The organism is Vreelandella rituensis (assembly GCF_003336665.1).
Taxonomy (GTDB): Bacteria; Pseudomonadota; Gammaproteobacteria; order Pseudomonadales; family Halomonadaceae; genus Vreelandella; species Vreelandella rituensis.
The window spans coordinates 1-21,795 of the sequence record NZ_QPIJ01000033.1; the positions used below are offsets into that span (position 1 = coordinate 1).

Below are 21,795 nucleotides of genomic sequence, written 5' to 3' on the forward strand. Positions count from 1 at the left end.
GAAACCCGCGTGCGTGGACAGTGCCTTGAGCATCGACGACCGCCCAGGTCGCCGCCGTGTTAATGCCAACATCCACCGCCAGCACCCGGTCAGGGGCGCCTTTGGCGGGCTTGGGTGGATCAAACTGTTCGGGCAACGAGAGTAGCCATTGTCGACCGTTAGTGGTCAGTAGCGGGGATTTGGCCTTGCCTTTCCCCCGGAACCGGCATGTTCCCTTGAGCCGAAATCCCATCCAGGCCCAATCATTATGCTGTCGCACCTTGATAAAGGCATGGCTGGCATCGGCATTGATCCTGGCGCACTGGCTCCCGTAAAGGCTCGGAAAGGTCTTGGTGCTGGATGTCAGGCGCGGTGGTTTGGCGTGCAGGTGTTTACGATCACCGCTGCGTCACGCCTCAAACCGTGTCACGAAGGAGCGGACTTGACCAACCGCATCCATGATAGCGACACGGCGAAGGTACGATGGAAACTTGTAGTCGCGTTTAGCAAAGTACGTGTAGCGTACCTGTGGTCGTTTTTGGGTGGGATGTATCAGCCGTTCTATTACCTCGACCACCGCGTTCCCTTAGCAGACGCCGACCTGCGGCCAGTGCGTATACGCCACGGTCATGAGATCGCGCACCAATCGCCGATACAGCACCAGCGTATCCGTCAGAGCGGTCTGTTGGTCGGCACTGGTGACATGTAGCGCCAGGGAGTCGGAACGGATGATCGGCATAAGAAAACTATATATCCAACCAGTGATAAGAACAAGCAAGGCTGACACCTTGCCCTGCCTTAACTGTCGATTCTTTGAATGAATCGAATCGCAGAATGCGGCAGGATTTTGTTCAAAAGGGTTCAGGAAGGATGGCATGAAGGCGGAAATTTGCAAAACCACTCGGCGCTTGCACGCTACGACATCATGCTTGAGTGGGGTTTGCGCATGAACGTACTGCTTATCTTGGGCCACCCGCGTGTCGAGAGTCTGTGCGGCGCCCTGGCGGATGCTTACAGTGAAGGCGCTCGGGCGGCGGGGGTGGAGTTGCGCCGCCTGGACCTTGCCGAACTTGATTTCGACCCGAATGTGCATACGCCCTCACCCAACCAGCAACCGTTGGAAACCGACCTGAGCCGGGCGCGGGAGCTGGTGGAGTAGGCGGAGCATCTGGTGTTCGTCTATCCCACTTGGTGGGGCGGGGCTCCCGCGCTGCTCAAGGGCTTTCTGGAACGCATCATGCTGCCTGGGTTCGCGTTCATTCCCTGTGAAGGCGGGATCGGTTACGAAGGGCTGCTGAAAGGGCGTTCAGCGCAGCTGATCACCACCATGGATACGCCTCCCTTGATCTACAAGCTGCTTTATCGCCAGCCGGGAAGAAATGCCTTGGCGAAGGCGACCTTGGGTTTTTGCGGGATTCGTCCGGTGCGCTACCTAGCCTGCGGGCCGGTCAAGGATTCCACAGCCCGACAGCGTCAGGCATGGCTGGCACGGGCCAAGTTCCAGGGGCGCCAATTGGAACGTGGCCGTATTTCCTCTTTCGAGTGGCTGCAACTTGACATCCTCCCCCACCTTCAGCGCTGACGCGCTTGCGGAAGGGGATTCCCAGGTCGTCGCCTTCCTGGTTCCTGCTTCGCTGTCCGTCGCCTCAATGCCTTGGCATTGCCGGTCTTACACAAACTCCACAGGCGTACATTCCCGAGTGCCCCTCGGTATTACTTCAACGCTCAGTACCGGCTAACAGCGCGGTGCCGGCTTGCAGGATGTTACGTGCTGCATTGAGGTCTCGATCAATGCCTTGGGTGCCGCAGCCGGGACAGTCCCAGGTGCGAACATCGAGCGACAGGGATTCCAGTACAAAGCCGCAGCCATGGCAGCGCTTCGAGCTGGGATACCAGCGGCCAATCTGGACGAACTGACGCCCCGCCCAGGCAGACTTGTACTCAAGCTGGCGCACCAGCTCGCCCCAGCCCACATCGCTGATGGCTTTCGACAGCGACCGATTCTTGACCATGTTTTTCACCGCGAGGCTTTCAGCACAGATCACTTGGTTCTCGTTGACGATCTGCCGGGTGAGTTTATGAAGGTGGTCAAGCCGGGCATCGGCGATTTTTGCGTGGCGCCTGGCCACGATACGCCGCGCCTTGGCGCGGTTATTGGAGCCTTTTTTCTTCCGCGATAGCTGGCGCTGTGCCCGCGCCAGCTTACGTGCGTGACGCGCCGTATGGCGGGGGTTGTTGACGCGCCTTTCATCGCTGGTGACAAACAGGTCTTTCAAGCCAAGATCGATACCCACCATCTTCGGCACCACGCCGAGCGATAGGGTGTCGACCTGGCACAGGCAGCTAATGAAGTAGCGACCGGCGCGATCTCTGGATACCGTGACGGTGCTGGGGGCTGACGGAAGCTCGCGGCTCCAGCGGATATTGAGGGGTTCCTTGCACTTGGCCAGCGTGACCTGGCCGTTACGATACACAAACGCCGAACTGGCAAAGGTGGCGGACTGTCGCTGCTTCTTTGACTTGAAACGCGGGTACCGAGCGCGCTTGGCAAAGAAGTGCTTGAACGCGGTTTGCTGATGGCGCAGGCATTGCTGCAAGGGCACCGAACTGACCTCGGCCAGGAACGCGGTGTCAGGCTGTTTTTTCAGTTGCGTCAGGAAGGCGCTGGCATCGTTGTAGCCGACTTTCTCTTTGCGCTCGTAAAACGCATCGGTGCGATGTCGCAGCACCGCGTTCCAGACAAACCGCACGCACCCAAACGTCCGCGCCAGCAGGATTTCCTGCTCGGGCGTCGGGTAAAATCGGTACTTGTAGGCGCGTTCGGTTTGCATGAGTTACATGCGTAGTCCGTGTCCTGTAAGTTTTCAAGTACCAGTGCCAACAAGGCACCCTCGCGGGTGCCGCGCTTGTATCCCCTCCCTTCGCGCTACGCGACTCAGGAAGAGGTATTACGCGCTTTTTGATAAAGCCGGAGCCTGGCTTAGAGCGCTGCGGCTGCAGTTCTATCCCATGACCTGGGTGGCTTATGCCATCGGTGCCCTGGCGGCTTCCCCCAGTGGCGATGTGTTCAGCACCGGTATCTTCTGGCTGGGGTATCTTTGTCTGTTCCTGCTGGAGGTGGCGACGGTACTCACCAATGACGTCATCGACTTGCCCAGCGACCGACAGAACCGCTTTTACAGCACCTTCACGGGCGGCTCGCGGGTGTTGGTGGAAGGGCTTTTGAGCCAACGTGAACTCAGGACCGGCATCCTCGTGTCGCTACTGGGATTCGTGGCTGCCTCGGCGTGGCTCTTGAGCCAGACGCCGGGATCCGCGGGGAGCATCACCCTGGTATTGGTGGTGCTGACGATATTGACCCTGGGATATACGGCGGCGCCCTTGAAACTCAGCTATCGCGGCCTGGGCGAATTGGATGTGGCGGTCACTCACAGTATCGGCGTGCTATTGAGCGGCTATGTGATTTTCGCAGGTGACTGGTACGACGCCTTACCGTGGCTTTTAAGCCTGCCTCTGCTCCTGGCGATCATGCCTGCCATCACGCTCGCGGGAATACCTGACCTTGAGGCTGATGCGGCGGTTGCCAAGCGCACCCTGGCGGTACGTCTAGGGCGTCGCGGTGCGCTGGGGCTTGCCTTGGGCTTTACCCTGGCTTCCGCGAGCGTGGCGCTCGTCTGGCATCTGCTGGGCATCGCCGAGGGAGCTTACGGCGGTATTGCCTATGTGGTGGTTCCCCATGCCGCCTTGCTGGCCTTCTGGTTATATCGCCAGAGGGGAAAGACCGAGCTTTCGGAAAATAGCAGCGTCTCCTCCCGCATCGATGGGTTGATGGGTGTCTCGCTGGGCTACGTCCTGTGGTTCGGGTTGTTTCCGCTGTTTCAGTTGCTCGCTCACTGAAAGGTTAGCTGAGGCGTTGGCTGATCAAACGCTTGGCCACGCCATTCTGACTACACTTCAGCAGGCAACCGTTATTCCTCAATCCTCAATCCCCAAGAACCCTGAATTGCCGGAGCGTCGCGCCCATGAACTATCTTGCCTATCGTCATGCCCTTGAAGTTCAGCTAAAAGCCTCGGAATTGCCGTTTCCAGAAGTGGAATTCGACCAGCGCCGTGCCAAGGTAATAAGCGCCATGCAGGCCGCTGGGCTGGAGGCGCTGTTAGTGACCGACCCGGCGGATATCTATTACTTGACCGGTTATCACACCTTCGAGGTTTCGGTGCATACCTGTCTGGTGTTCTCCGCCAAGCGTTGTGTGCTTCAGGTGCCCTCTATCGAGACTGGCCCGGCCGTGGTCACGGCCAAGGTGGATGAAATCCTCGGGTATCGCTGGGAAGGCATCGACGAGGTGGTCGAGCCGCTTTACGACGTGCTGGCCCAGTACCATTCCATCGGCATGGACGGCTGGAGTGCCGGGCTACGCCATGGGGTGATCAGTCAGTTGCAACAGCGCCTGGGCAGTGGGCGCTTCCGGGAAGGCGGCAAGGTGCTGGATGGGGTTCGCGTCGTTAAGACATCGGCGGAGATCGAATGTCTACGGGAAAGTGCACGCATTACCTCGGCCGGGCTCAAGGCGGCGATCCAGGTGATTCGACCCGGGGTGACGGATAACGACGTGGCGGCGGAAGGCTCGCGTGCACTGCTGGAAGCCGGGAGCGAGTTCATGAGCCTGCAGCCGATTGTCACCGTTGGGTGGCGTATCAGCATTATTCACGTCAACCACAAGCGCCGGGTGATCGAGCCCAATGACCCGGTGTTTCTGGAGTTCGGCTCGGCCTATCAGCGTTACACCGCGCCGATGATGCGTACCGTGGTGGCGGGCCGGGCAACCCCGGACATGCAGGCGGTGCGCGATGTGTGTCTGCGTTTATTCGAAGTACTGTGCGATGCGATGCGCCCCGGCAATACCTTCGATGACGCGGCCCGGGCGGCGGATGCCGTTCTGGCGCTATGGAGTGACAAGCTGTTTTTCTCCGGGGTCTACGGTTATGCGGTCGGCGCGCAATTTCCGCCCAGCTGGGTGGAAGGCACAGGCTTTATCGCCCGGAACCAGATGCGCGAATTCGAACCCGATATGGTCTTTCACCTGCCGTTATGCCTGCGCTGGCCGGGACAATGGGGCATCGGTTTAAGCGATACCGTGCAAGTGACCCCGCACGGTGCCGTGCCGCTTACCGATAATGGCTGGCAGCTGGAGGAACGCCTGGATTGACCCATCTGGATTGACCCAATAGTCCGCCTTGTATCTGCGAGAGTGGCTGTCTACGTTGAAGTGACGGCGATGCTGGTAACGGTTTAACCACTGTCGTGGAAACAGGAGCAATTACAGGAGACGTGACACAGGAGGCGTGGGTCATGGCAAAGAATCCGCATACCAACCCGAACAGTGACGGGCCGCACGATACAGACTTCACCACCGACGAATCGAGCAAATCGGATAACCTGGAACATTACCGCAGCGATGCCGAAGGGCACGATCTGCGCACCAACCAGGGGATGCGAATCTCGGACAACCACAACTCGCTGAAAGCTGGAGAGCGTGGTCCCACCTTGCTCGAAGATTTCGTCTTCCGCGAAAAGCTCAACCATTTCGACAATGAACGTATTCCCGAGCGCATCGTGCATGCGCGTGGGGCGGCGGCACATGGCTATTTCCAGCCGTATGAAAATGCTACCCAGTACTCCAAGGCGGGGCTGTTCAAGGACCCCGACAAGAAAACCCCGGTATTCGTGCGTTTTTCCACGGTGCAAGGCTCACGCGGCTCCAACGACACCGTGCGCGATGTACGCGGCTTTGCCACCAAGTTCTACACCGACGAGGGCAACTGGGACCTGGTCGGTAACAACATGCCGGTGTTCTTCATCCAGGATGCGATCAAGTTTCCGGATTTCGTGCATGCGGTAAAGCCCGAGCCGCATAACGAGATTCCCATGGGACAGTCGGCCCACGATACCTTCTGGGATTTCGTGTCCTTGATGCCGGAAGCCACCCATATGGTGCTGTGGACCATGTCGGATCGGGCCTTTCCACGGCACTACCGCAACATGGAAGGCTTCGGTGTGCACACCTTCCGGCTGATCGATAGGCAAGGCAAGTCGCGTTTCGTCAAGTTCCACTGGAAACCGGTGGCCGGCATCTGCTCGTTGATCTGGGACGAAGCCCAGAAACTCTGGGGACGTGACCCGGACTTCAACCGCCGTATGATGTGGGATGACATCGAGAACGGCGATTTTCTCGAATACGAGCTGGGCATCCAGGTAGTGGAAGAGGAGGACGAGCATCGCTTCGACTTCGATATTCTCGATCCCACCAAGATCATTCCCGAAGAGCAGGTGCCGGTGACGCTGATCGGCAAGATGGTACTCAACCGCAACCCGGACAACTTCTTTGCCGAGACCGAGCAGGTGGCGTTCAATCCCGCTCATGTGGTACCGGGAATCGACTTCAGTAACGACCCCTTGCTGCAAGGGCGGTTGTTTTCGTACACCGATACACAGATGCTGCGCCTGGGCGGGCCGAATTTTCACGAAATTCCGATTAACCAGCCGGTATGTCCGTTCCACAACAATCAGCGCGATTCGATGCACCGTCAGACCATCAACAAAGGTCAGGCGTCCTACGAGCCGAACTCCATCGATGGCGGCTGGCCGAGTGAAACCCCACCGGCCGAGGAAAGTGGCGGTTTTGAAACCCATTACGAGCGTATAGACGCCCATAAGGTGCGGGGTCGCAGCGATTCCTTCGGTGACCATTATTCTCAGGCCACGCTGTTCTGGAACAGCCAGTCGGACGTGGAGAAGGAGCACATCATCGCCGCTTATGCCTTCGAGCTTTCCAAGGTGCAGCGGCCCTGGATTTGTGAGCGAGTGATCAAGGAGATCCTGCCCAACATCGACTTGGAGCTGGCGCGTCGTGTCGGGGAGATGCACGGCATCGAAGCCCCGGCCCAGAAACCTGCTTCGGCGGATGAGCTGGGCCATAGCGCGCAGACCTATTCCGAGGCGCTGAGCCTGATGGCGCGCCTGCCGGGCCACATCGCCATGCGCAAGGTCGCGGTGCTGGTGGCCGATGGCGTGGATGCCGCCCAGCTGGACGAGATCAAGACCCGGCTTGAGGGCGAAGGAGCTCAAGCGATGCTCATCGCGCCAAGCATGGCGCCCGTCAAGGCAAACGATGGCCGAATGGTGTCCCCCGACGCCATGCTTAACGGTCAGCCTTCGGTAACCATGGATGCGGTTATCGTGGCCGATGGGCAACAGAGCATCGATACCCTGGCGCAATCCGGCCAAGGGCGCTATTACCTCCAGGAGGCTTACAAGCACCTGAAAGTGATTGTCGCCATCGGGGAAGGAAAACGTCTTCTGGAGACCGCCGAAATACCCGTGCCGGAAGAGGGGGTGATAAGTGGCGCTACGCTGCAGGACGTCTTCGCTGATTTTTGTGAAGTGTTGGGCAAGCACCGGGTCTGGACACGCGATTCCAAGGCAAACATGATGTCCGCATGATAGTTAGCTGAAAAATAGATTCGTAGATCCCGACGTCTCGTGATTTTCTTATCCGGGTCATAACCCTTGAGAGAACCGCGGGACGTCTCTTTGACAAGGAAATCGGATGACCCCTGCGATTTACAGCGCCAGACAGGCCGGAATGGCGTACCAGGTGCATGAATATAGTCACGAGCCGGGCGCCACGCTGTCGTATGGCTTTGAAGCGGCCCAGAAACTCGGCGTATTACCGGAGCGCGTGTTCAAGACCCTGGTGGTGAAGCTCGATGGCAAGGTGCTCGCCATTGGGGTTGTGCCGGTGACCGCGCAGCTTGGCATGAAACGAATCGCCAAGGCGGCGGGAGCGAAAAAGGCGGCCATGGCCGAACCGGACGAGGTGGAGCGCGCCACCGGCTACGTACTGGGCGGGGTCAGCCCGTTGGGTCAGAAAAAGCGCTTGGCCACCTTCATCGATACCTCGGCCCAGGCCCAGGCAAGCATCTATGTGAGTGCGGGGCGTCGTGGATTGGAAATCGAACTGAGCCCGGAAGGCCTGGCCGGCCTGACCCAAGGGCGATTCGCGCCCCTGACCCAGGCGTGATGGCGAGCATCAGGATGGGCTGACTTATACCGCTAGAAAGGGCAGCGTAGAGCGGTTTCTGGTATGGTGCCGGAAGTTGACAGGCGCGGGTTGCCGTCCTGGGTCGCTGGCGCTGCCGGCGTTTGTTTTTTTATCTTATGGCTTTTGCAGGTTGTCGTTGTGTCCGATGCTGATTCCCCCCGTTTTACCACGTTAGTGTTGCCTTCGGCATTGCTGAGCAACCTGGATTCGTTAGGCTATCTAGCGATGACCCCGGTTCAGGCCGCCGCGCTGCCCGCAATTCTGGATAAACGCGATGTGATTGCCCAGGCCAAGACCGGTTCAGGCAAGACGGCGGCCTTCGGCCTGGGGCTGCTTGCAGCCCTGAATCCCGAAAGCTTTGCCGTGCAAGGCCTGGTGCTGTGTCCCACCCGAGAGCTTGCCGACCAGGTAGCCGAAGAAATTCGCCGCCTGGCGCGGGCCATGCCCAACGTCAAAGTGTTGACCCTGTGCGGCGGAGCGCCGTTCGGCCCGCAGCTGGGGTCACTGGAACACGGTGCGCATATCGTGGTGGGCACGCCGGGACGCGTGGAGGAGCATTTGCGCAAAGGCTCACTGGACCTTTCGCGCTTGACGATGCTGGTGCTCGATGAAGCGGATCGCATGCTGGATATGGGCTTTCAAGCCTCGCTTGAAGCGATCATCGGCCAGACACCGGCCTCGCGGCAGACCTTGATGTTCAGCGCCACCTTTCCCGAAGACGAGCAGAAAGGCAGTATCCGAGCGATCGCCGCAGGGCTGATGCGTGATCCTCTACGGGTGAAAGTGGAGGAGACCCACGACAGCACCACGATTCGCCAGCATTTTTACTTGATCGAAAGCGAGGCGGCGCGTTTTGCGGCACTGCGCCAGGTGCTGCTGCATTATCGGCCGGTCTCGACGGTGGTGTTCTGTAATACCAAGCGTGAAACCCAGGAAGTGGCCGATGCCCTGAATGAGGCGGGTTTCAGTGCGCTGGCCTTGCATGGTGACCTGGAACAACGTGACCGTGACCGCACCTTGGTGCTATTTTCCAACCAGAGCGCTTCTATTCTGGTGGCCACCGATGTCGCCGCCCGAGGGCTGGATATCGCCGAGCTGGATGCGGTCATCAATTACCAGATCGCCCGCGACCTGGAAGTGCATGTGCACCGGGTCGGACGCACCGGGCGTGCGGGTGCCAGCGGCGTGGCCTGTACCCTGGTCAGTGAAAAGGAAGATTATCGTCTGGGGCTGCTGGGTACATTTCTGGAGCAGCGCCTGACCTGCGAGCCGTTGCCGCCGGTCAAGAATCGTGAGCCGTTCTTTCCGCCGATGGCGACATTGCAACTGGACGGCGGCAAGAAGGATAAACTTCGCCCCGGCGATATTCTGGGCGCCTTGACCGGTGAACAAGGCATTCGTGGCGATCAGGTGGGCAGGATAAAAGTGCTGCAGCGTAGTGCCTTCGTGGCGGTCAAACAGGATGCGGTGAACGCCGCGTTGAACAAACTCGCTCAGGATAAACTCAAAGGACGTTCATTTCGTGTGCGTCGCGTGAGCCGCTGATTGCCGCTTATTTACAAGGCTTTGAAAGGCCGCTCCCACACCGTCATTCTCCAAGAACCAAGAGGAACCAAGACAGCCAGTCATGAAAATACCTAAACGATTACAGCCGCTGGTTGACGACGGCATGATAGACGAAGTGCTGGTGCAGTTGATGAGCGGTAAGGAAGCGCAGGTTTACGTGGTGCGTTGTGGCGAACAGGTACGCTGCGCCAAGGTGTTCAAGGAAGCCAAGCAGCGCAGTTTCAAGCAGGCGGTGCAGTACCAGGAGGGACGCAAGGAGCGCAACAGCCGACGTTCGCGGGCAATGGCGAAAAAGACGCGCTACGGCCAGAAAGAGCAGGAAAAAGCCTGGCTGAACTCGGAAGTGGATGCCCTGTATCGCCTGGCCGCCGCCGGAGTGCGCGTGCCCGAGCCGTTCGGTTTCGTCGATGGCGTCTTGTTGATGGAGTTGATCAACGACGCCGACGGCTACACGGCGCCGCGGCTGGATGACGTCACCTTTACCCCGGAACAGGCCCGTGAGCATTACGCCACGGTACTGCAGGAAGTGGTTCGGATGCTGTGCGCCGGTTTGATTCACGGCGATCTTTCCGAATTCAACGTTCTGTTCGATGGCCGGGTCCCGGTGATCATCGACCTGCCTCAGGCAGTGGATGCCGCCGGTAACAACGCCGCCCAGGAAATGCTGGAGCGCGATGTCGATAATATGCGCGATTATTTCGCTCGCTACGCCCCGGAGTTGCTGGAAACGCAATACGCCAAGGAGATCTGGGCACTTTACGAATCCGGCCAGCTGCATCCGGATAGCGAACTGACCGGTCAATTCGTCCTCGATACCCATATCGCCGACGTGGATGAAGTGCTGGCGGTGATCGACGACGCCGAGGAAGAAGAGCTGGATCGACAGGCGCGCATTCACGGCGACGAGGACGACGACGACTGAACGGTATCGTCAAGCGGTACCGTCGAATCGTCTACTGAGAGCTTCTATGCTGGCGCGCGTATTTCATTACTTTGAAAGATTGGTCAATCCCTACCCCGAAGGCGAGGTCAAGACACCGCCATCGGGGTTGTTTGCCTTCATCCTGCATTTTTCCCGCCCGGTGTTGCCGCTACTGGTGGCGATGTCGTTGCTGACGGCACTGGTTTCCGCCGCCGAGGTGGTGTTTTTCAGTTACATGGGCGATTTGGTGGATTGGCTTTCGACCGCCGAACGCGAAGGCTTTTTTGCCGACTACGGCTGGCGCCTGGCAGGCATGGCGGCGCTGGTGATCGTCGGCTTGCCGCTATTGGTACTCTTGCAGTCGCTGGTCACTCACCAGAGCATTTTCGGCAATTACCCCATGATCGGCCGTTGGCTGTCACACCGGCACATGCTGGGGCAGAGCCTGGCATTCTATCAGGACGAGTTTGCCGGGCGGGTGTCACAGAAGGTCATGCAGACCGCGCTTGCGATCCGCGAAACCGTGACCAAGCTGATGGATCTGATGGTGTATGCCCTGGTCTATTTCAGTGGCGCGATGATCCTGCTGGGGCGAGCGGACATGTGGCTGGTGTTGCCGCTGGTACTTTGGCTGGTGGGATATCTGCTGATCATGCGGGTATTCGTGCCGCGTCTGCGCGATATCTCCATGGCCCAGGCCGACGCCCGCGCCCAGATGACCGGGCGGGTGGTCGACAGCTACAGCAATATCCAGACGCTCAAGCTGTTCGCCGATACCCAGCGCGAACAGGCCTATGCCCGGGATGCCATGGAAGGTTTCATGCAAACCGTGCATCGCCAGATGCGCCTGGTGACCCGCATGTCGGTGAGTTTGACCCTGCTCAACTCCTTACTCCTGACTGGCACCGCCGCCATGGCCATCGGTGCCTGGTATTTCGAGGCGATCTCGCTTGGGGTGCTGGCCGTTTCCATTGCCCTGGTGATGCGTATACGTTTTATGTCCGACTGGATTCTGTGGGAAGTGGCTGGACTATTCGAGAACATCGGCACGGTGCAGGACGGCATGAATACCATTGCCCGAGACCCCGAGGTAAAAGACGTTCCTGACGCCGATACGCTGCGTGTCACACAGGGCGAGATTCGCTTCGAGTCGCTATGCTTCGAATATGCCCAGGCGAAAGGGGAAACCCGGCGTGTCTTCGACGGACTGGACCTGACTATCTCACCGGGAGAGAAAGTCGGTTTGATCGGGCGTTCCGGGGCGGGCAAATCGACCCTGGCCAACCTGCTGCTGCGTTTTTACGATCTTCAGGGCGGGCGGATTCTGATCGACGGCCAGGATATCGCCAAGGTGACGCAGACATCTCTGCGTCATCAGATTGGCATGGTCACCCAGGATACCTCGCTGTTGCACCGCTCGCTGCGTGACAATATCCGCTATGGCAGCCCCCATGCCGATGATGAGGCCGTCTGGGAAGCTGTTTGTCGTGCGCATGCCGACAGCTTCATCAATGAGCTGGTCGACCCCAAGGGGCGGCGTGGCCTGGATGCGCATGTGGGCGAGCGTGGGGTGAAGCTCTCCGGGGGCCAGCGTCAACGTATCGCTATCGCCAGGGTGCTGCTCAAGAACGCTCCGATACTGGTGCTGGACGAAGCGACCTCGGCTCTCGATTCCGAAGTCGAAGCTGCCATTCAGGAACAGCTGGATACCTTGATGGAAGGCAAGACGGTGATCGCCATTGCTCACCGGCTTTCGACGATCGCCATGCTTGACCGCCTGGTGGTGGTGGATGAAGGGCGCATCGTGGAAACCGGCACGCATCAGCAATTGTTGGCCCGGGATGGCATCTACGCCGCATTATGGTGGCGGCAGTCCGGCGGTTTTCTGGGGGTGGATGTCGCCACTGAAGCGGCGCCTTGATGGGCGAAGGGCTTATTCGTCTGCTAATGTCTTGACAGCAATTGGCCAATTTGCCAATTCGCCGATGCATCAAGCCAACGTGCACAACCAAGGAGCTTGCGATGAAAGCGGTAACCCTGAAACAACCCGGTGGGCTGGATAACCTTCAGCTTCAGGATACCCCGGCGCCGGGCGAACCCGGCCCTGGCGAGATACGTGTGCGTATTCACGCCAGTTCGCTCAACTTTCATGATTACGCGGTGGTGGCGGGGATGATCCCTACCGAAGAAGGCCGCATTCCGATGTCCGATGGTGCCGGTGTGGTGGAGGCCGTGGGCGAGGGCGTGGAAGAATTCGCGGTAGGCGATGCGGTGGTGTCGACCTTCTTCCCGCACTGGCTGGAAGGCCCCGCCCGGGTGGGTAACTTTGCCACCACCCCGGGTGACGGCGTAGACGGCTACGCTCGCGAGCAGGTGATTCATCCGGTCGAGTGGTTTACTCATCAGCCCAAGGGCTACAGCCATGCTGAATCCGCCACCCTGACCACGGCGGGCCTGACCGCCTGGCGTGCGCTGGTAGTGGACGGTGGCCTGAAAGCAGGGGATAGCGTGCTGGTATTGGGCACCGGCGGTGTGTCGATATTCGCCCTGCAATTCGCTCGAATGATGGGTGCGCGGGTAATTGCCACTTCCTCTTCAGATGCCAAGATCGAGCGGCTGAAGGAGCTGGGTGCCGAGCATACGCTCAACTATAAAAACGAGCCTGAGTGGGGCAAGAAGGTCAAGGAGCTGACCAATGGACGTGGGGTGGACCATGTGATTGAAGTTGGCGGCCCGGGCACCTTGCCGCAATCTATCGATGCAGTGCGGATCGGCGGACATATTGCCTTGATTGGCATTCTCACCGGGCGTGAGGGCGAGATTCCCACTGCCAAGCTGATGGCCAAGCAGGCGCGCTTGCAGGGCCTGATCGTGGGTAGCCGGCGTAACCAGCAGGAAATGATTCGGGCGATTGACGCCACCGACATGCATCCGGTTATCGACCGGCGTTTCTCGTTGGAAGATATTGCGGATGCATTTCGCTATGAAGAAGCCGGGCGACACTTCGGCAAGATCTGCCTGGAGTTCTGATCTCACGCTATCTCACACTACGAGGGCGTATCAGTCCTGAAGACGGCTGTAAACCACGCCCTTGATTTCCACTTCATAGATATCCTTGTAAGGCACGGTGATTCCCTCCACATCCCCGGGTTCGCCGTGGCTATGTTTCAGGTCGGTTTCTGGAATCACTTTCACTCCCATGAACCCCACATGCTGTATTCGGGCACTGAGCCGGTTGCCGTCATGCTCCACCAGTACACGCTCTCCGGCAAAACATTTTTCCAGCTTGGCATGAAGTTCTTTCTCGGTGACATGGACGATACTCATGAGTTCCCTCCTGCATTAATCAGCGACGGTATGTTATTTATCGAGAAATCAGCGGAGTTCTATAAACACTGCACACCGATGCAAGATATATACATTTAGTTACCCGTCCAATCTAAGCGTAGCGCAACGTTCATTGATTGTCGTCGGTAGTTCCGCGCTGTGATAGACATTCTGGACATCGTCGAGCTCGTTGAGCATGCCCAGCAGCTTTTCAAAAACCGCGACATCATCGCCTTCCAGGGCGGTGGTGGTCTGGGGCAGGAACTGAATCTCGTCGACCTCGAAATCGATATCACCGAAGGTTTCCAGCAGCGCCTGCTTGGCTTTGGCGTAGTCGGTATGCGGGGCGAAGACGGTGATACGCCCGTCTTCCTGTTCGATATCGGTGACGTCCACATCCGCTTCCATCAACGCTTCGAGCACGGCTTCTTCATCACTTCCGGCAAACGAGAAGATGGCGCAGTGATCGAACATGTGGCTGACGGTACCGGGCGTGCCGATTTTGCTCTTGGTCTTGGTAAAGCAGCCGCGCACGTCACCGAAGGTACGGTTGGGGTTATCGGTCAGACATTCGACGATCACCATGGCATTGCCCGGCCCGAAACCTTCGTACCGCGCCGGTGAGAAGTCTTCGCCGCCGGCGCCGCTGGCCTTGTCCAGCGCTTTATCGATCACGTGCGAAGGTACTTGGTCTTTCTTGGCACGCTCGATCAGGCCGCGCAGGGCCAAATTGCCATTGGGATCGCTGCCGCCGGCTTTGGCGGTAACGTAAATCTCACGGCCGTACTTGCTGTACACCTTGGTTTTGGCGTCGGCCGTCTTGGCCATGGATTCCTTGCGGTTCTGAAATGCCCTACCCATGTTACTGTCCTGTGCTGGTCGTGCCTGCCCCTATGAGGGCCTCACGCTCGTCGAGAAAAAGACAAATATTACCCAACACAATACCATGCTAACAGCGTTATTTACCTGTCATGGCGACCCTTATGCGGCTTATCGCTTACACTGGGTGGCGTTTTTTGGCGGCAATGGTCGAGCGTCTATATCGCGCCTTGGGCGCATCAACAGGAGGGCTTGAATGGCATTTTCACTTTGGTTGTCGTTAGTCGCGATCTGCATGATGGGGGCGATGTCGCCAGGACCTAGCCTGGCGCTGGTGCTTCGCCATACGCTTGGCGGCGGCCGCGTGCCCGGTGTGGTGGCTGCATTGTTTCATGCCTTGGGTGTCGGGTTTTACGCGCTACTCACCGTCTGGGGATTGGGCAAGTTGATCGTGCAATTTCCGCTATTATTTCAGTTGATCACTTGGGGTGGCGCGGCGTATCTGGCATGGCTCGGGGTCAAGGCGTTGCGTGCCGGAAAAGGCGGGGCGATGCATCCCGGCCAAGTCATCAGCACCAATGGCCAGGCGGCTCGGGAAGGCGTGCTGGTAGCGCTGGGTAATCCTAAACTGATTCTGTTTTTCGTCGCCTTGTTGAGTCAGTTCGTCACGCCGGACATGAGCATGACGGCCAAGGTAATTATCGTATCGACAGCCATGATCATCGACGGAGGCTGGTATGTGCTGGTGGCGGTGGCTCTGTCGCATTCGCGGGTGCTGCCCTGGCTGCAGCAACGGGCGCACTGGATCAACCGTATCACCGGCGTGCTATTGATCGCCCTGGCGCTACGGGTAATCGCCGGCCCCTTGGTTTAAGCGTTGCGCTGGCGCTTGGTCGGCACTCATGGCAAGGTTGATAACAGTAGATCGATATTGATGTTGAAGTGGATAAAGAGCCACCTCGTTGTACCGCGGCCTGTAGTGGGAGTAACCATGGCGATTCATGATCACGTTTGCTACACCCACCAGGGAGAACCCTTCAATTTGCATGCCTTGCGCGGGCAGGTACTGTTGGTGGTCAATGTCGCCAGTAAATGCGGTTTCACTCCCCAGTTAAAAGAGCTCGAGAAACTTTATCTACAGTATCGCGATCACGGTTTTACCGTGCTGGGGTTTCCCTGCAACCAGTTCGGCCATCAGTCACCGGAAAGTGCGGAAGAGTTCTGTGCCTTCGGAGAAACAAAGTACGGGGTGACCTTTCCATTGATGGAAAAGGTCAAGGTCAATGGCCGGGAGACGCATCCGTTGTTTGCCGAGCTCAAGAACGCCGCCCCGGGCGTACTGGGTAGCAAGGCCATCAAATGGAATTTCACCAAATTTCTGGTGGCTCGCGATGGCCGGGTAATTGCGCGCTTCAGCCCTCGCGACCATGGCCTGCCCCTGCGAGAAGCCTTGGAAAAGGCCTTGGAAGAACATTGACGCTTGAAGATGCTTGACCGACCCGCTTCTTAGTGTGGAAGTTCTCCGCGAGCCACCATCACTCGCCCCATCAACTCGTTCCAGCGGTGACGCACCATCATGGTGGTCAATCCTGAAAACAGCGCCCAGCTCTTGCGCCGCCAGCCGGTCAACTTGATGTTGTGAGTGACCAACTGCTGCATCAGTTTACGGTCATCGAATTTTCGCCATTCGCTGGCCACCGACATCTGATGACGCGACATGACAGGGGCCATTTCCAGGCGGAACATCCATTCCAGTTCTTGCAGCGTCATTTCGTGAGCCTCGATGACCGCCACCATATGGGCGTAACCGCGTTCACCGGGCTCCTTGTCCAGCCAAAGCGGTGCCAGCGCCAGCCATAGCTCACCACGCTCATCTACCAGTTGCTGTGCGTTCATCGTCGCCTCTGTTGTTCACCGGACCTGGCTTTGGGAGCCAAGGCGCCATCGTGCCGCGAAAGTCGATTTGGCTCAAGGGCGGACACCACGGCCAAGGCTCGCTAGAATGGTGCCTATTCCACTGTCTGCTTACTATTGTCCAACCGTTATTGTCCAATTAGCGTCTTCTACCGACTACTTACTATTGAGAGGTTTTGCGTGATTATCAAACCCAAGGTCCGCGGTTTTATCTGTACTACCACCCACCCGGTGGGTTGTGAAAAGAACGTTCTGGAACAGATCGAAGCGACGCGTTCGCGTGGTCTGGACAAAAGTGCCGGACCCAAGAAGGTCTTGGTGATCGGCGCTTCCAGCGGCTACGGCCTGGCGGCGCGCATCACCGCCGCTTTCGGGTATGGCGCCGATACATTGGGGGTATTTTTTGAAAAACCGGCCAGCGAGAAAAAACCGGGTACCGCCGGTTGGTACAACAGTGCGTCTTTCGACAAGTTCGCCAAGGCTGAAGGACTCTACAGCAAATCGATCAATGGCGATGCGTTCTCCCATGAGGCGCGCGCGAAGGCCATCGAGATAATCAGGCAGGACATGGGCCAGATTGATCTGGTGGTGTATTCGCTGGCTTCCCCGGTGCGCAAACTCCCGGACAGTGGCGAGCTCAAGCGTTCGGCGCTCAAGCCTATCGGTGAGACCTATCGCGCCACAGCAATCGATACCAACAAAGACAGTATTATCGAAGCCGAAGTCGAACCCGCCACCCAGCAGGAAATCGAAGACACCAAGGCGGTGATGGGGGGCGAAGACTGGGAATTATGGATCGATGCCCTGGACAAGGCCAGCGTATTGGCGCCAGGCGCGCGCAGTGTGGCGTTCAGCTATATCGGTACCGAAATCACCTGGCCGATCTACTGGCATGGTGCTCTGGGCAAGGCCAAAGAAGACCTGGACCGCGCCGCCCATGAAATCGACCAGCGCCTGGCGAAAACCCAGGGTGGTGCCAATGTGGCGGTGCTCAAGTCGGTGGTGACCCAGGCTAGCGCCGCCATTCCGGTGATGCCGCTGTATATCGCCATGGTCTACAAGGTGATGAAGGAAAAAGGCCTGCACGAAGGCACCATCGATCAGCTCAACCGCTTGTTCGCTGACTATTTGTACGACGGAGCGCCTGCTACCGATGAAAAAGGGCGTTTGCGCCTGGATGATTGGGAGTTGCGTGATGATGTCCAGCAAGCGTGCAAGGACCTGTGGCCGAAGGTCACCACGGACAACCTCTTCAAGATTACCGACTATGCTGGGTATAAGCATGAATTCTTGAAGCTGTTCGGATTCGAGCGCGACGATGTGGATTACGAAGCCGATGTAAACCCCATGGTGGAATTCGACGTGGAGAACCTGTAACACTGAACTTGAAACATCGTATTGTCTGAATGAATGCCTTGGCTTGACCGAATAGCAAGGAGATGAAAATGGACACCAGAGAAAGCAAGACACCTGAAGAAGAAAAGCAGCACGTAATGAACGAACGCTATCCGCAGGAGGATGAGGTAGAGCCGCATCTTCAACCGGAGGCCCAGAAATCGCCCAAGGGGATGCATAAGCTGTTACCTATCATCATCGTGGTGGTCGGGATTCTATTGGTGGGTCTGTTGCTGTTTTCCGGGGCTACCGACTGACCGCGCCCTTCATAAAAAGTCACCAGTGAAACCTTAGCCATGAGGCAATGATTGCCGGGCCTTCGTGCCCGGCAATTGTGTTGTTATACCAACTGGGTAAGATGGACGTTCGCACGACCTTTGTCTTGCCACTGATACTGTTTATCCTGTTCTGTTTATCCCATTTTCTTATCCCAGCAGGGAGCCTCTCATGGACTACACCCCGAATCGTCACGATTTCGATCGTTACATGACCCCCAACTATGCCCCCCAGGAAGTGATTCCGGTGCGTGGCAAAGGCAGCCGTCTATGGGACCAGCAGGGGCATGAATACATCGATTTCGCTGGGGGGATCGCGGTGAATGCCCTGGGACACTGCCATCCGGTGCTGGTGGAGGCATTGAAGGTCCAGGGTGAAACGCTCTGGCACCTGTCTAATGTGTTTACCAATGAGCCGGCACTCAAGCTGGCCAAGGCGCTGGTCGAACGCACCTTTGCCGACAAGGTGTTCTTGTGCTCTTCCGGTGGCGAGGCCAATGAAGCCGCCTTGAAGCTGGCTCGTCGCTGGGCGGTGGAGCACCACGGCGAGCACAAGGACAAGATCATCTCGTTTCGCCAGTCTTTCCATGGTCGTACCTTCTTCACCGTGAGCGTGGGCGGCCAACCGAAATATTCGCAAGGTTTCGGGCCGATACCCGGTGGTATTGTGCATGCGACTTACAACGACCTGGAAAGCGTGATGCAACTGGTCGGTGACGATACCTGCGCCATCATGGTCGAACCGATGCAGGGCGAAGGCGGCATCGTTCCGGCCACGCCTGACTTTCTGAAAGGGTTGCGCCAGCTGTGCGACGACCACAATGCCTTGTTGATCTTCGATGAAGTCCAGACCGGTGTGGGCAGAAGCGGAGAGCTTTACGCCTACAAGAACTACGGCGTGACGCCGGACATTCTGACCACCGCCAAATCCCTCGGGGGCGGCTTTCCCGTGGCGGCCATGTTGACCACCGATATGATCGCCCCTTCGCTTGCCATCGGTACTCATGGCTCGACATACGGCGGGAATGCCCTGGCCTCTGCGGTCGCGCTGGCAGCCATTGAATTCATCGATACGCCGCAAGTGCTGGACGGCGTCAAGAAGCGTCATGCGCTGTTTCGTGAGCACCTTGAAGCCATCAATGCCAAGCATGGGGTATTCAAGGAAATTCGCGGGATGGGCTTGCTGATGGGCGCCCAGATGGCCCCCGAATACGAAGGCAGGGCCAAGGACATTCTGGCGTTGGCGATTGAAGAAGGCTTGATGGCGTTGATTGCCGGACCCAACGTCTTGCGGCTGGCGCCCTCGCTGGTGATTCCAGAGGAAGATATTGCCGAAGGCATGGCACGTCTGGAGCGAGCCATCGAGAAACTCCTGGTCAAGGCATAAACACATGCTGTTGATACGCCCCGTCAAAACCGATGACCTGCCCGCCCTTGAACGCCTGGCGGCTCGCGCGGTACCGCCCTTGACCAACCTTCCGGCCCATCGTGAACGGCTGGTGGAGCGTATTGCGCGCTCGCAAGAGGCGTTCAGTCGCGATATCGACGCCCCCGGCGATGAACAGTACACCTTCGTGCTGGAAGACATTAAGGGGGGAGACGTGCTGGGAACGGCAAGCATTCGGGCCCATGCCGGGGCGCAGGATGCCTATTACACCTACCGCCGGGAAACCCTTATTCACGCCTCCCAGCAGCTCAACGTGCGCCGTGAAGTCGAAACCCTGGCGCTTTCCCATGAAGTGTCCGAGGCCAGCCTGCTATGTGCGTTCACCCTGGATGCGCGCTACAAGGGCACGCCCGCGGAAAGCCTGCTGCGTCGGGCACGGCTGATGTTCATCGCCCAGTACCCGGAGCGCTTTTCAACCACCCTGGCGGTGGCGTTTCCGGGCTACCTGGACGAGAAAGGCGAATCGCCGTTCTGGGCCAGCGTCGGGCAGCACTTTTTCGCCTGTGGCTATGAGGCGATCAATCATATTGCCGGGGTGCGCTCGAAAAGCTTTATCGCCGAGGTGATGCCGCAATTTCCGCTTTATCTGCCGCTGCTCACCGATGAGGCGCGGGCGGTCATCGGCCATGAACACCCAGCGCATGAAACGGCACTTCAGGAAATGCTGGCGGAAGGCTTCACCCGTTCGCGTCATGTGGACATCTTCGATGCCGGGCCGTTGGTCGAGGCCCAGCGCGAACGCCTGGAAACTTGCCGGAAAGCTGCCTGGCATCCGGTGCGGCTGCGTCCGGCATCGACCTTGCCCAAGGCCGAACCGGTGATGATCGCCAACCAGAAGCGTGAAGGTTTTCGCTGCATCATGGCAAGCTATGCCCTGTCGCTGACCGGCCAGTTGATGCTTACCGCGGAACATGCCGAAAGGCTCGGCGTGGAAGAGGGCCGTGCTGTGCTGGCGGCGCCCTTGGCGCTGCCATCCGCACCGAATGTGCTCGATGAAGGAGAGATGTGATGCGCATTCGACCCATCGCACGTGATGATCTGGATGGCTTGCAGGTACTCGCACGCCAGACCGGTGTCGGCTTTACCTCGTTACCCGATAACCGTGAATTTCTTGCCGGCAAGATCGAAGCAGCCGCATGTGCCTTCGAAGAACGGGTGCCGGTGGATGATCGGCTGTATTTTTTCGTGCTTGAAGACGAAAGCAACGGTGAGTTGGCCGGTTGTTGCGCCATCGAAGGGCAAGTGGGAAAGGGCGTGCCGTTCTACAATTACCGCCTGGGAAAACTGGCTCACTCCTCGGTACAGCTGGAGCTACATCGCACGTTCGAGACGCTGTTTCTGAGCTCCGATCACACCGGCGACGCCGAGGTCTGTTCGTTGTTTCTGCGCCCGGAATATCGTGGCCGGGAACTGCGCCATCTGCGCAACGGCGCGCTGCTGTCCAAGGCTCGCTGGTTGTTCATCGCCCAGTTCCGTGACCGATTCCCGGAAAAGGTGCTGGCTGAAATGCGCGGGGTGTTCGACGAGGACAATAAAAGCCCGTTCTGGGAAAGCCTGGGCAAGCATTTTTTCCCCATGGACTTCAGCGAAGCCGACCGGCTGACCGGTTTGGGCCGCAAAAGCTTCATCGGCGAATTGATGCCCAAGTTTCCCCTCTACACTACCTTTATGAGTGCCGATGCCCGCGCCTGTATCGGGCAGGTTCATCGCGATACGCGACCGGCACTGGAAATGCTCAAGAAAGAGGGGCTGCGTTGGGAAGGCTATATCGATATTTTCGATGGCGGCCCCACCGTGGAAGCTTATATCGATGAAGTGCAGGCGGTATGTCACTCGCGGCTGTGTCAGGTAGAAGTGAGCAAACAGCTGGTGGCAAGCGAGGAACGCCGCTGGTTGGCAGCGACCACGGACATGAAAAACTTTTACGCCGCTTGGGTAGGACGCGGGCCTTCGGATGACCAGATTATTGTGGTGAGCGAGGCGGAAGCGCAGCAATTGCAGGTCAGCACGGGTGATACCCTTCGCTTACTCGAGACTTAGGAGACG

General features: G+C 58.3%; 20 protein-coding genes and 2 pseudogenes. 16 read left to right on the plus strand and 6 right to left on the minus strand.

From position 1 onward, the window contains the following. Both DU506_RS21675 and DU506_RS21680 read right to left on the minus strand, forming a co-directional pair. Nucleotides 1-232, minus strand: a pseudogene (locus DU506_RS21675) (IS200/IS605 family accessory protein TnpB-related protein); the annotation flags it as partial. A 333-nt stretch (nt 233-565) separates the two neighbouring features. Next, a complete protein-coding gene (locus DU506_RS21680) occupies nt 566-718 on the minus strand; it encodes a hypothetical protein (protein ID WP_181870767.1) in 153 nt (50 codons plus the stop codon). Between the two features lie 207 nt (nt 719-925). On the opposite strand from DU506_RS21680, the pseudogene DU506_RS22195 reads away from it, so the two are divergent. Beyond that, a pseudogene (locus tag DU506_RS22195) lies at nt 926-1,561 on the plus strand (NAD(P)H-dependent oxidoreductase). 136 nt (nt 1,562-1,697) lie between these two features. Here the strand turns inward: DU506_RS22195 and DU506_RS13235 are convergent. Continuing rightward, nucleotides 1,698-2,810 carry an RNA-guided endonuclease InsQ/TnpB family protein gene (locus DU506_RS13235; protein ID WP_114487384.1) on the minus strand — a complete coding sequence of 371 codons (1,113 nt, stop codon included), beginning with the start codon at nt 2,808-2,810 and terminating at the stop codon, nt 1,698-1,700. Nucleotides 2,811-2,988: 178 nt separating this feature from the next. Here DU506_RS13235 and DU506_RS13240 point away from each other — a divergent pair, with 178 nt between their 5' ends. The 8 genes from DU506_RS13240 to DU506_RS13275 all read left to right on the plus strand — a co-directional run bounded on the left by DU506_RS13240 (nt 2,989) and on the right by DU506_RS13275 (nt 13,602). Continuing rightward, on the plus strand, nt 2,989-3,876 hold the full coding sequence (locus tag DU506_RS13240) for a prenyltransferase (RefSeq protein WP_220254382.1): 888 nt from the start codon (nt 2,989-2,991) through the stop codon (nt 3,874-3,876). Nucleotides 3,877-4,001: 125 nt separating this feature from the next. Further along, complete coding sequence (locus DU506_RS13245; protein ID WP_114487386.1) at nt 4,002-5,189, plus strand: M24 family metallopeptidase; 1,188 nt, start codon at nt 4,002-4,004, stop codon at nt 5,187-5,189. A 143-nt stretch (nt 5,190-5,332) separates the two neighbouring features. After that, the gene (gene katE / locus DU506_RS13250; protein WP_114487387.1) at nt 5,333-7,483 is read left to right on the plus strand and encodes a catalase HPII; all 2,151 of its coding nucleotides are present in this window, start codon (nt 5,333-5,335) and stop codon (nt 7,481-7,483) included. Nucleotides 7,484-7,589: 106 nt separating this feature from the next. Further along, nucleotides 7,590-8,063 (plus strand): Cys-tRNA(Pro) deacylase, encoded by a 474-nt coding sequence (gene ybaK, locus DU506_RS13255; protein ID WP_114487388.1) that lies wholly within the window; start codon nt 7,590-7,592, stop codon nt 8,061-8,063. Between the two features lie 159 nt (nt 8,064-8,222). Further along, the gene (gene dbpA, locus DU506_RS13260; RefSeq protein ID WP_235825613.1) at nt 8,223-9,629 is read left to right on the plus strand and encodes an ATP-dependent RNA helicase DbpA; all 1,407 of its coding nucleotides are present in this window, start codon (nt 8,223-8,225) and stop codon (nt 9,627-9,629) included. A gap of 82 nt (nt 9,630-9,711) precedes the next feature. Continuing rightward, a complete protein-coding gene (locus DU506_RS13265) occupies nt 9,712-10,572 on the plus strand; it encodes a PA4780 family RIO1-like protein kinase (protein WP_114487390.1) in 861 nt (286 codons plus the stop codon). A gap of 46 nt (nt 10,573-10,618) precedes the next feature. Continuing rightward, nucleotides 10,619-12,493 (plus strand): ABC transporter ATP-binding protein, encoded by a 1,875-nt coding sequence (locus DU506_RS13270; RefSeq protein ID WP_114487391.1) that lies wholly within the window; start codon nt 10,619-10,621, stop codon nt 12,491-12,493. A gap of 101 nt (nt 12,494-12,594) precedes the next feature. Next, nucleotides 12,595-13,602 (plus strand): zinc-dependent alcohol dehydrogenase family protein, encoded by a 1,008-nt coding sequence (locus DU506_RS13275; protein ID WP_114487392.1) that lies wholly within the window; start codon nt 12,595-12,597, stop codon nt 13,600-13,602. Nucleotides 13,603-13,632: 30 nt separating this feature from the next. Here the strand turns inward: DU506_RS13275 and DU506_RS13280 are convergent, their stop codons facing one another. After that, nucleotides 13,633-13,899 (minus strand): hypothetical protein, encoded by a 267-nt coding sequence (locus DU506_RS13280; RefSeq protein WP_114487393.1) that lies wholly within the window; start codon nt 13,897-13,899, stop codon nt 13,633-13,635. Between the two features lie 99 nt (nt 13,900-13,998). Further along, complete coding sequence (locus DU506_RS13285; protein WP_114487394.1) at nt 13,999-14,760, minus strand: YebC/PmpR family DNA-binding transcriptional regulator; 762 nt, start codon at nt 14,758-14,760, stop codon at nt 13,999-14,001. Nucleotides 14,761-14,974: 214 nt separating this feature from the next. On the opposite strand from DU506_RS13285, the gene DU506_RS13290 reads away from it, so the two are divergent. Both DU506_RS13290 and DU506_RS13295 read left to right on the plus strand, forming a co-directional pair. Next, nucleotides 14,975-15,592 carry a LysE family translocator gene (locus DU506_RS13290; RefSeq protein ID WP_114487395.1) on the plus strand — a complete coding sequence of 206 codons (618 nt, stop codon included), beginning with the start codon at nt 14,975-14,977 and terminating at the stop codon, nt 15,590-15,592. 117 nt (nt 15,593-15,709) lie between these two features. Beyond that, the gene (locus DU506_RS13295; RefSeq protein ID WP_114487396.1) at nt 15,710-16,195 is read left to right on the plus strand and encodes a glutathione peroxidase; all 486 of its coding nucleotides are present in this window, start codon (nt 15,710-15,712) and stop codon (nt 16,193-16,195) included. A 29-nt stretch (nt 16,196-16,224) separates the two neighbouring features. Here DU506_RS13295 and DU506_RS13300 read toward each other — a convergent pair whose 3' ends face one another. Beyond that, entirely contained in the window at nt 16,225-16,614 is a 390-nt protein-coding gene (locus DU506_RS13300; RefSeq protein WP_114487397.1) for a DUF7079 family protein, read from the minus strand. 198 nt (nt 16,615-16,812) lie between these two features. Here DU506_RS13300 and fabV point away from each other — a divergent pair, with 198 nt between their 5' ends. From fabV to astA, 5 genes are all read left to right on the plus strand, one after another. Then, nucleotides 16,813-18,009 (plus strand): enoyl-ACP reductase FabV, encoded by a 1,197-nt coding sequence (fabV, locus tag DU506_RS13305; RefSeq protein WP_114487398.1) that lies wholly within the window; start codon nt 16,813-16,815, stop codon nt 18,007-18,009. A 68-nt stretch (nt 18,010-18,077) separates the two neighbouring features. Next, a complete protein-coding gene (locus DU506_RS13310) occupies nt 18,078-18,284 on the plus strand; it encodes a hypothetical protein (protein ID WP_114487399.1) in 207 nt (68 codons plus the stop codon). Nucleotides 18,285-18,474: 190 nt separating this feature from the next. Beyond that, the gene (locus DU506_RS13315; RefSeq protein WP_114487400.1) at nt 18,475-19,689 is read left to right on the plus strand and encodes an aspartate aminotransferase family protein; all 1,215 of its coding nucleotides are present in this window, start codon (nt 18,475-18,477) and stop codon (nt 19,687-19,689) included. Nucleotides 19,690-19,693: 4 nt separating this feature from the next. After that, the gene (locus tag DU506_RS13320; protein ID WP_114487401.1) at nt 19,694-20,758 is read left to right on the plus strand and encodes an arginine N-succinyltransferase; all 1,065 of its coding nucleotides are present in this window, start codon (nt 19,694-19,696) and stop codon (nt 20,756-20,758) included. After that, nucleotides 20,758-21,789, plus strand: coding sequence for an arginine N-succinyltransferase (astA, locus tag DU506_RS13325; RefSeq protein WP_114487402.1), 1,032 nt, complete (start codon nt 20,758-20,760; stop codon nt 21,787-21,789). The genes DU506_RS13320 and astA overlap by 1 nt, the downstream gene beginning before the upstream one ends. Nucleotides 21,790-21,795: the final 6 nt, after the last annotated feature.

Excerpts from the sequence above, each read along its gene's own strand:
- DU506_RS21680 (WP_181870767.1), bottom strand. The coding sequence starts at position 718 with ATGCCGATCATCCGTTCCGACTCCCTGGCGCTACATGTCACCAGTGCC.
- DU506_RS13235 (WP_114487384.1), bottom strand. The coding sequence starts at position 2,810 with ATGCAAACCGAACGCGCCTACAAGTACCGATTTTACCCGACGCCCGAG.
- DU506_RS13240 (WP_220254382.1), top strand. The coding sequence starts at position 2,989 with ATGACCTGGGTGGCTTATGCCATCGGTGCCCTGGCGGCTTCCCCCAGT.
- DU506_RS13245 (WP_114487386.1), top strand. The coding sequence starts at position 4,002 with ATGAACTATCTTGCCTATCGTCATGCCCTTGAAGTTCAGCTAAAAGCC.
- katE (WP_114487387.1), top strand. The coding sequence starts at position 5,333 with ATGGCAAAGAATCCGCATACCAACCCGAACAGTGACGGGCCGCACGAT.
- ybaK (WP_114487388.1), top strand. The coding sequence starts at position 7,590 with ATGACCCCTGCGATTTACAGCGCCAGACAGGCCGGAATGGCGTACCAG.
- DU506_RS13265 (WP_114487390.1), top strand. The coding sequence starts at position 9,712 with ATGAAAATACCTAAACGATTACAGCCGCTGGTTGACGACGGCATGATA.
- DU506_RS13270 (WP_114487391.1), top strand. The coding sequence starts at position 10,619 with ATGCTGGCGCGCGTATTTCATTACTTTGAAAGATTGGTCAATCCCTAC.
- DU506_RS13275 (WP_114487392.1), top strand. The coding sequence starts at position 12,595 with ATGAAAGCGGTAACCCTGAAACAACCCGGTGGGCTGGATAACCTTCAG.
- DU506_RS13280 (WP_114487393.1), bottom strand. The coding sequence starts at position 13,899 with ATGAGTATCGTCCATGTCACCGAGAAAGAACTTCATGCCAAGCTGGAA.
- DU506_RS13285 (WP_114487394.1), bottom strand. The coding sequence starts at position 14,760 with ATGGGTAGGGCATTTCAGAACCGCAAGGAATCCATGGCCAAGACGGCC.
- DU506_RS13290 (WP_114487395.1), top strand. The coding sequence starts at position 14,975 with ATGGCATTTTCACTTTGGTTGTCGTTAGTCGCGATCTGCATGATGGGG.
- DU506_RS13295 (WP_114487396.1), top strand. The coding sequence starts at position 15,710 with ATGGCGATTCATGATCACGTTTGCTACACCCACCAGGGAGAACCCTTC.
- DU506_RS13300 (WP_114487397.1), bottom strand. The coding sequence starts at position 16,614 with ATGAACGCACAGCAACTGGTAGATGAGCGTGGTGAGCTATGGCTGGCG.
- DU506_RS13310 (WP_114487399.1), top strand. The coding sequence starts at position 18,078 with ATGGACACCAGAGAAAGCAAGACACCTGAAGAAGAAAAGCAGCACGTA.
- DU506_RS13315 (WP_114487400.1), top strand. The coding sequence starts at position 18,475 with ATGGACTACACCCCGAATCGTCACGATTTCGATCGTTACATGACCCCC.
- DU506_RS13320 (WP_114487401.1), top strand. The coding sequence starts at position 19,694 with ATGCTGTTGATACGCCCCGTCAAAACCGATGACCTGCCCGCCCTTGAA.
- astA (WP_114487402.1), top strand. The coding sequence starts at position 20,758 with ATGCGCATTCGACCCATCGCACGTGATGATCTGGATGGCTTGCAGGTA.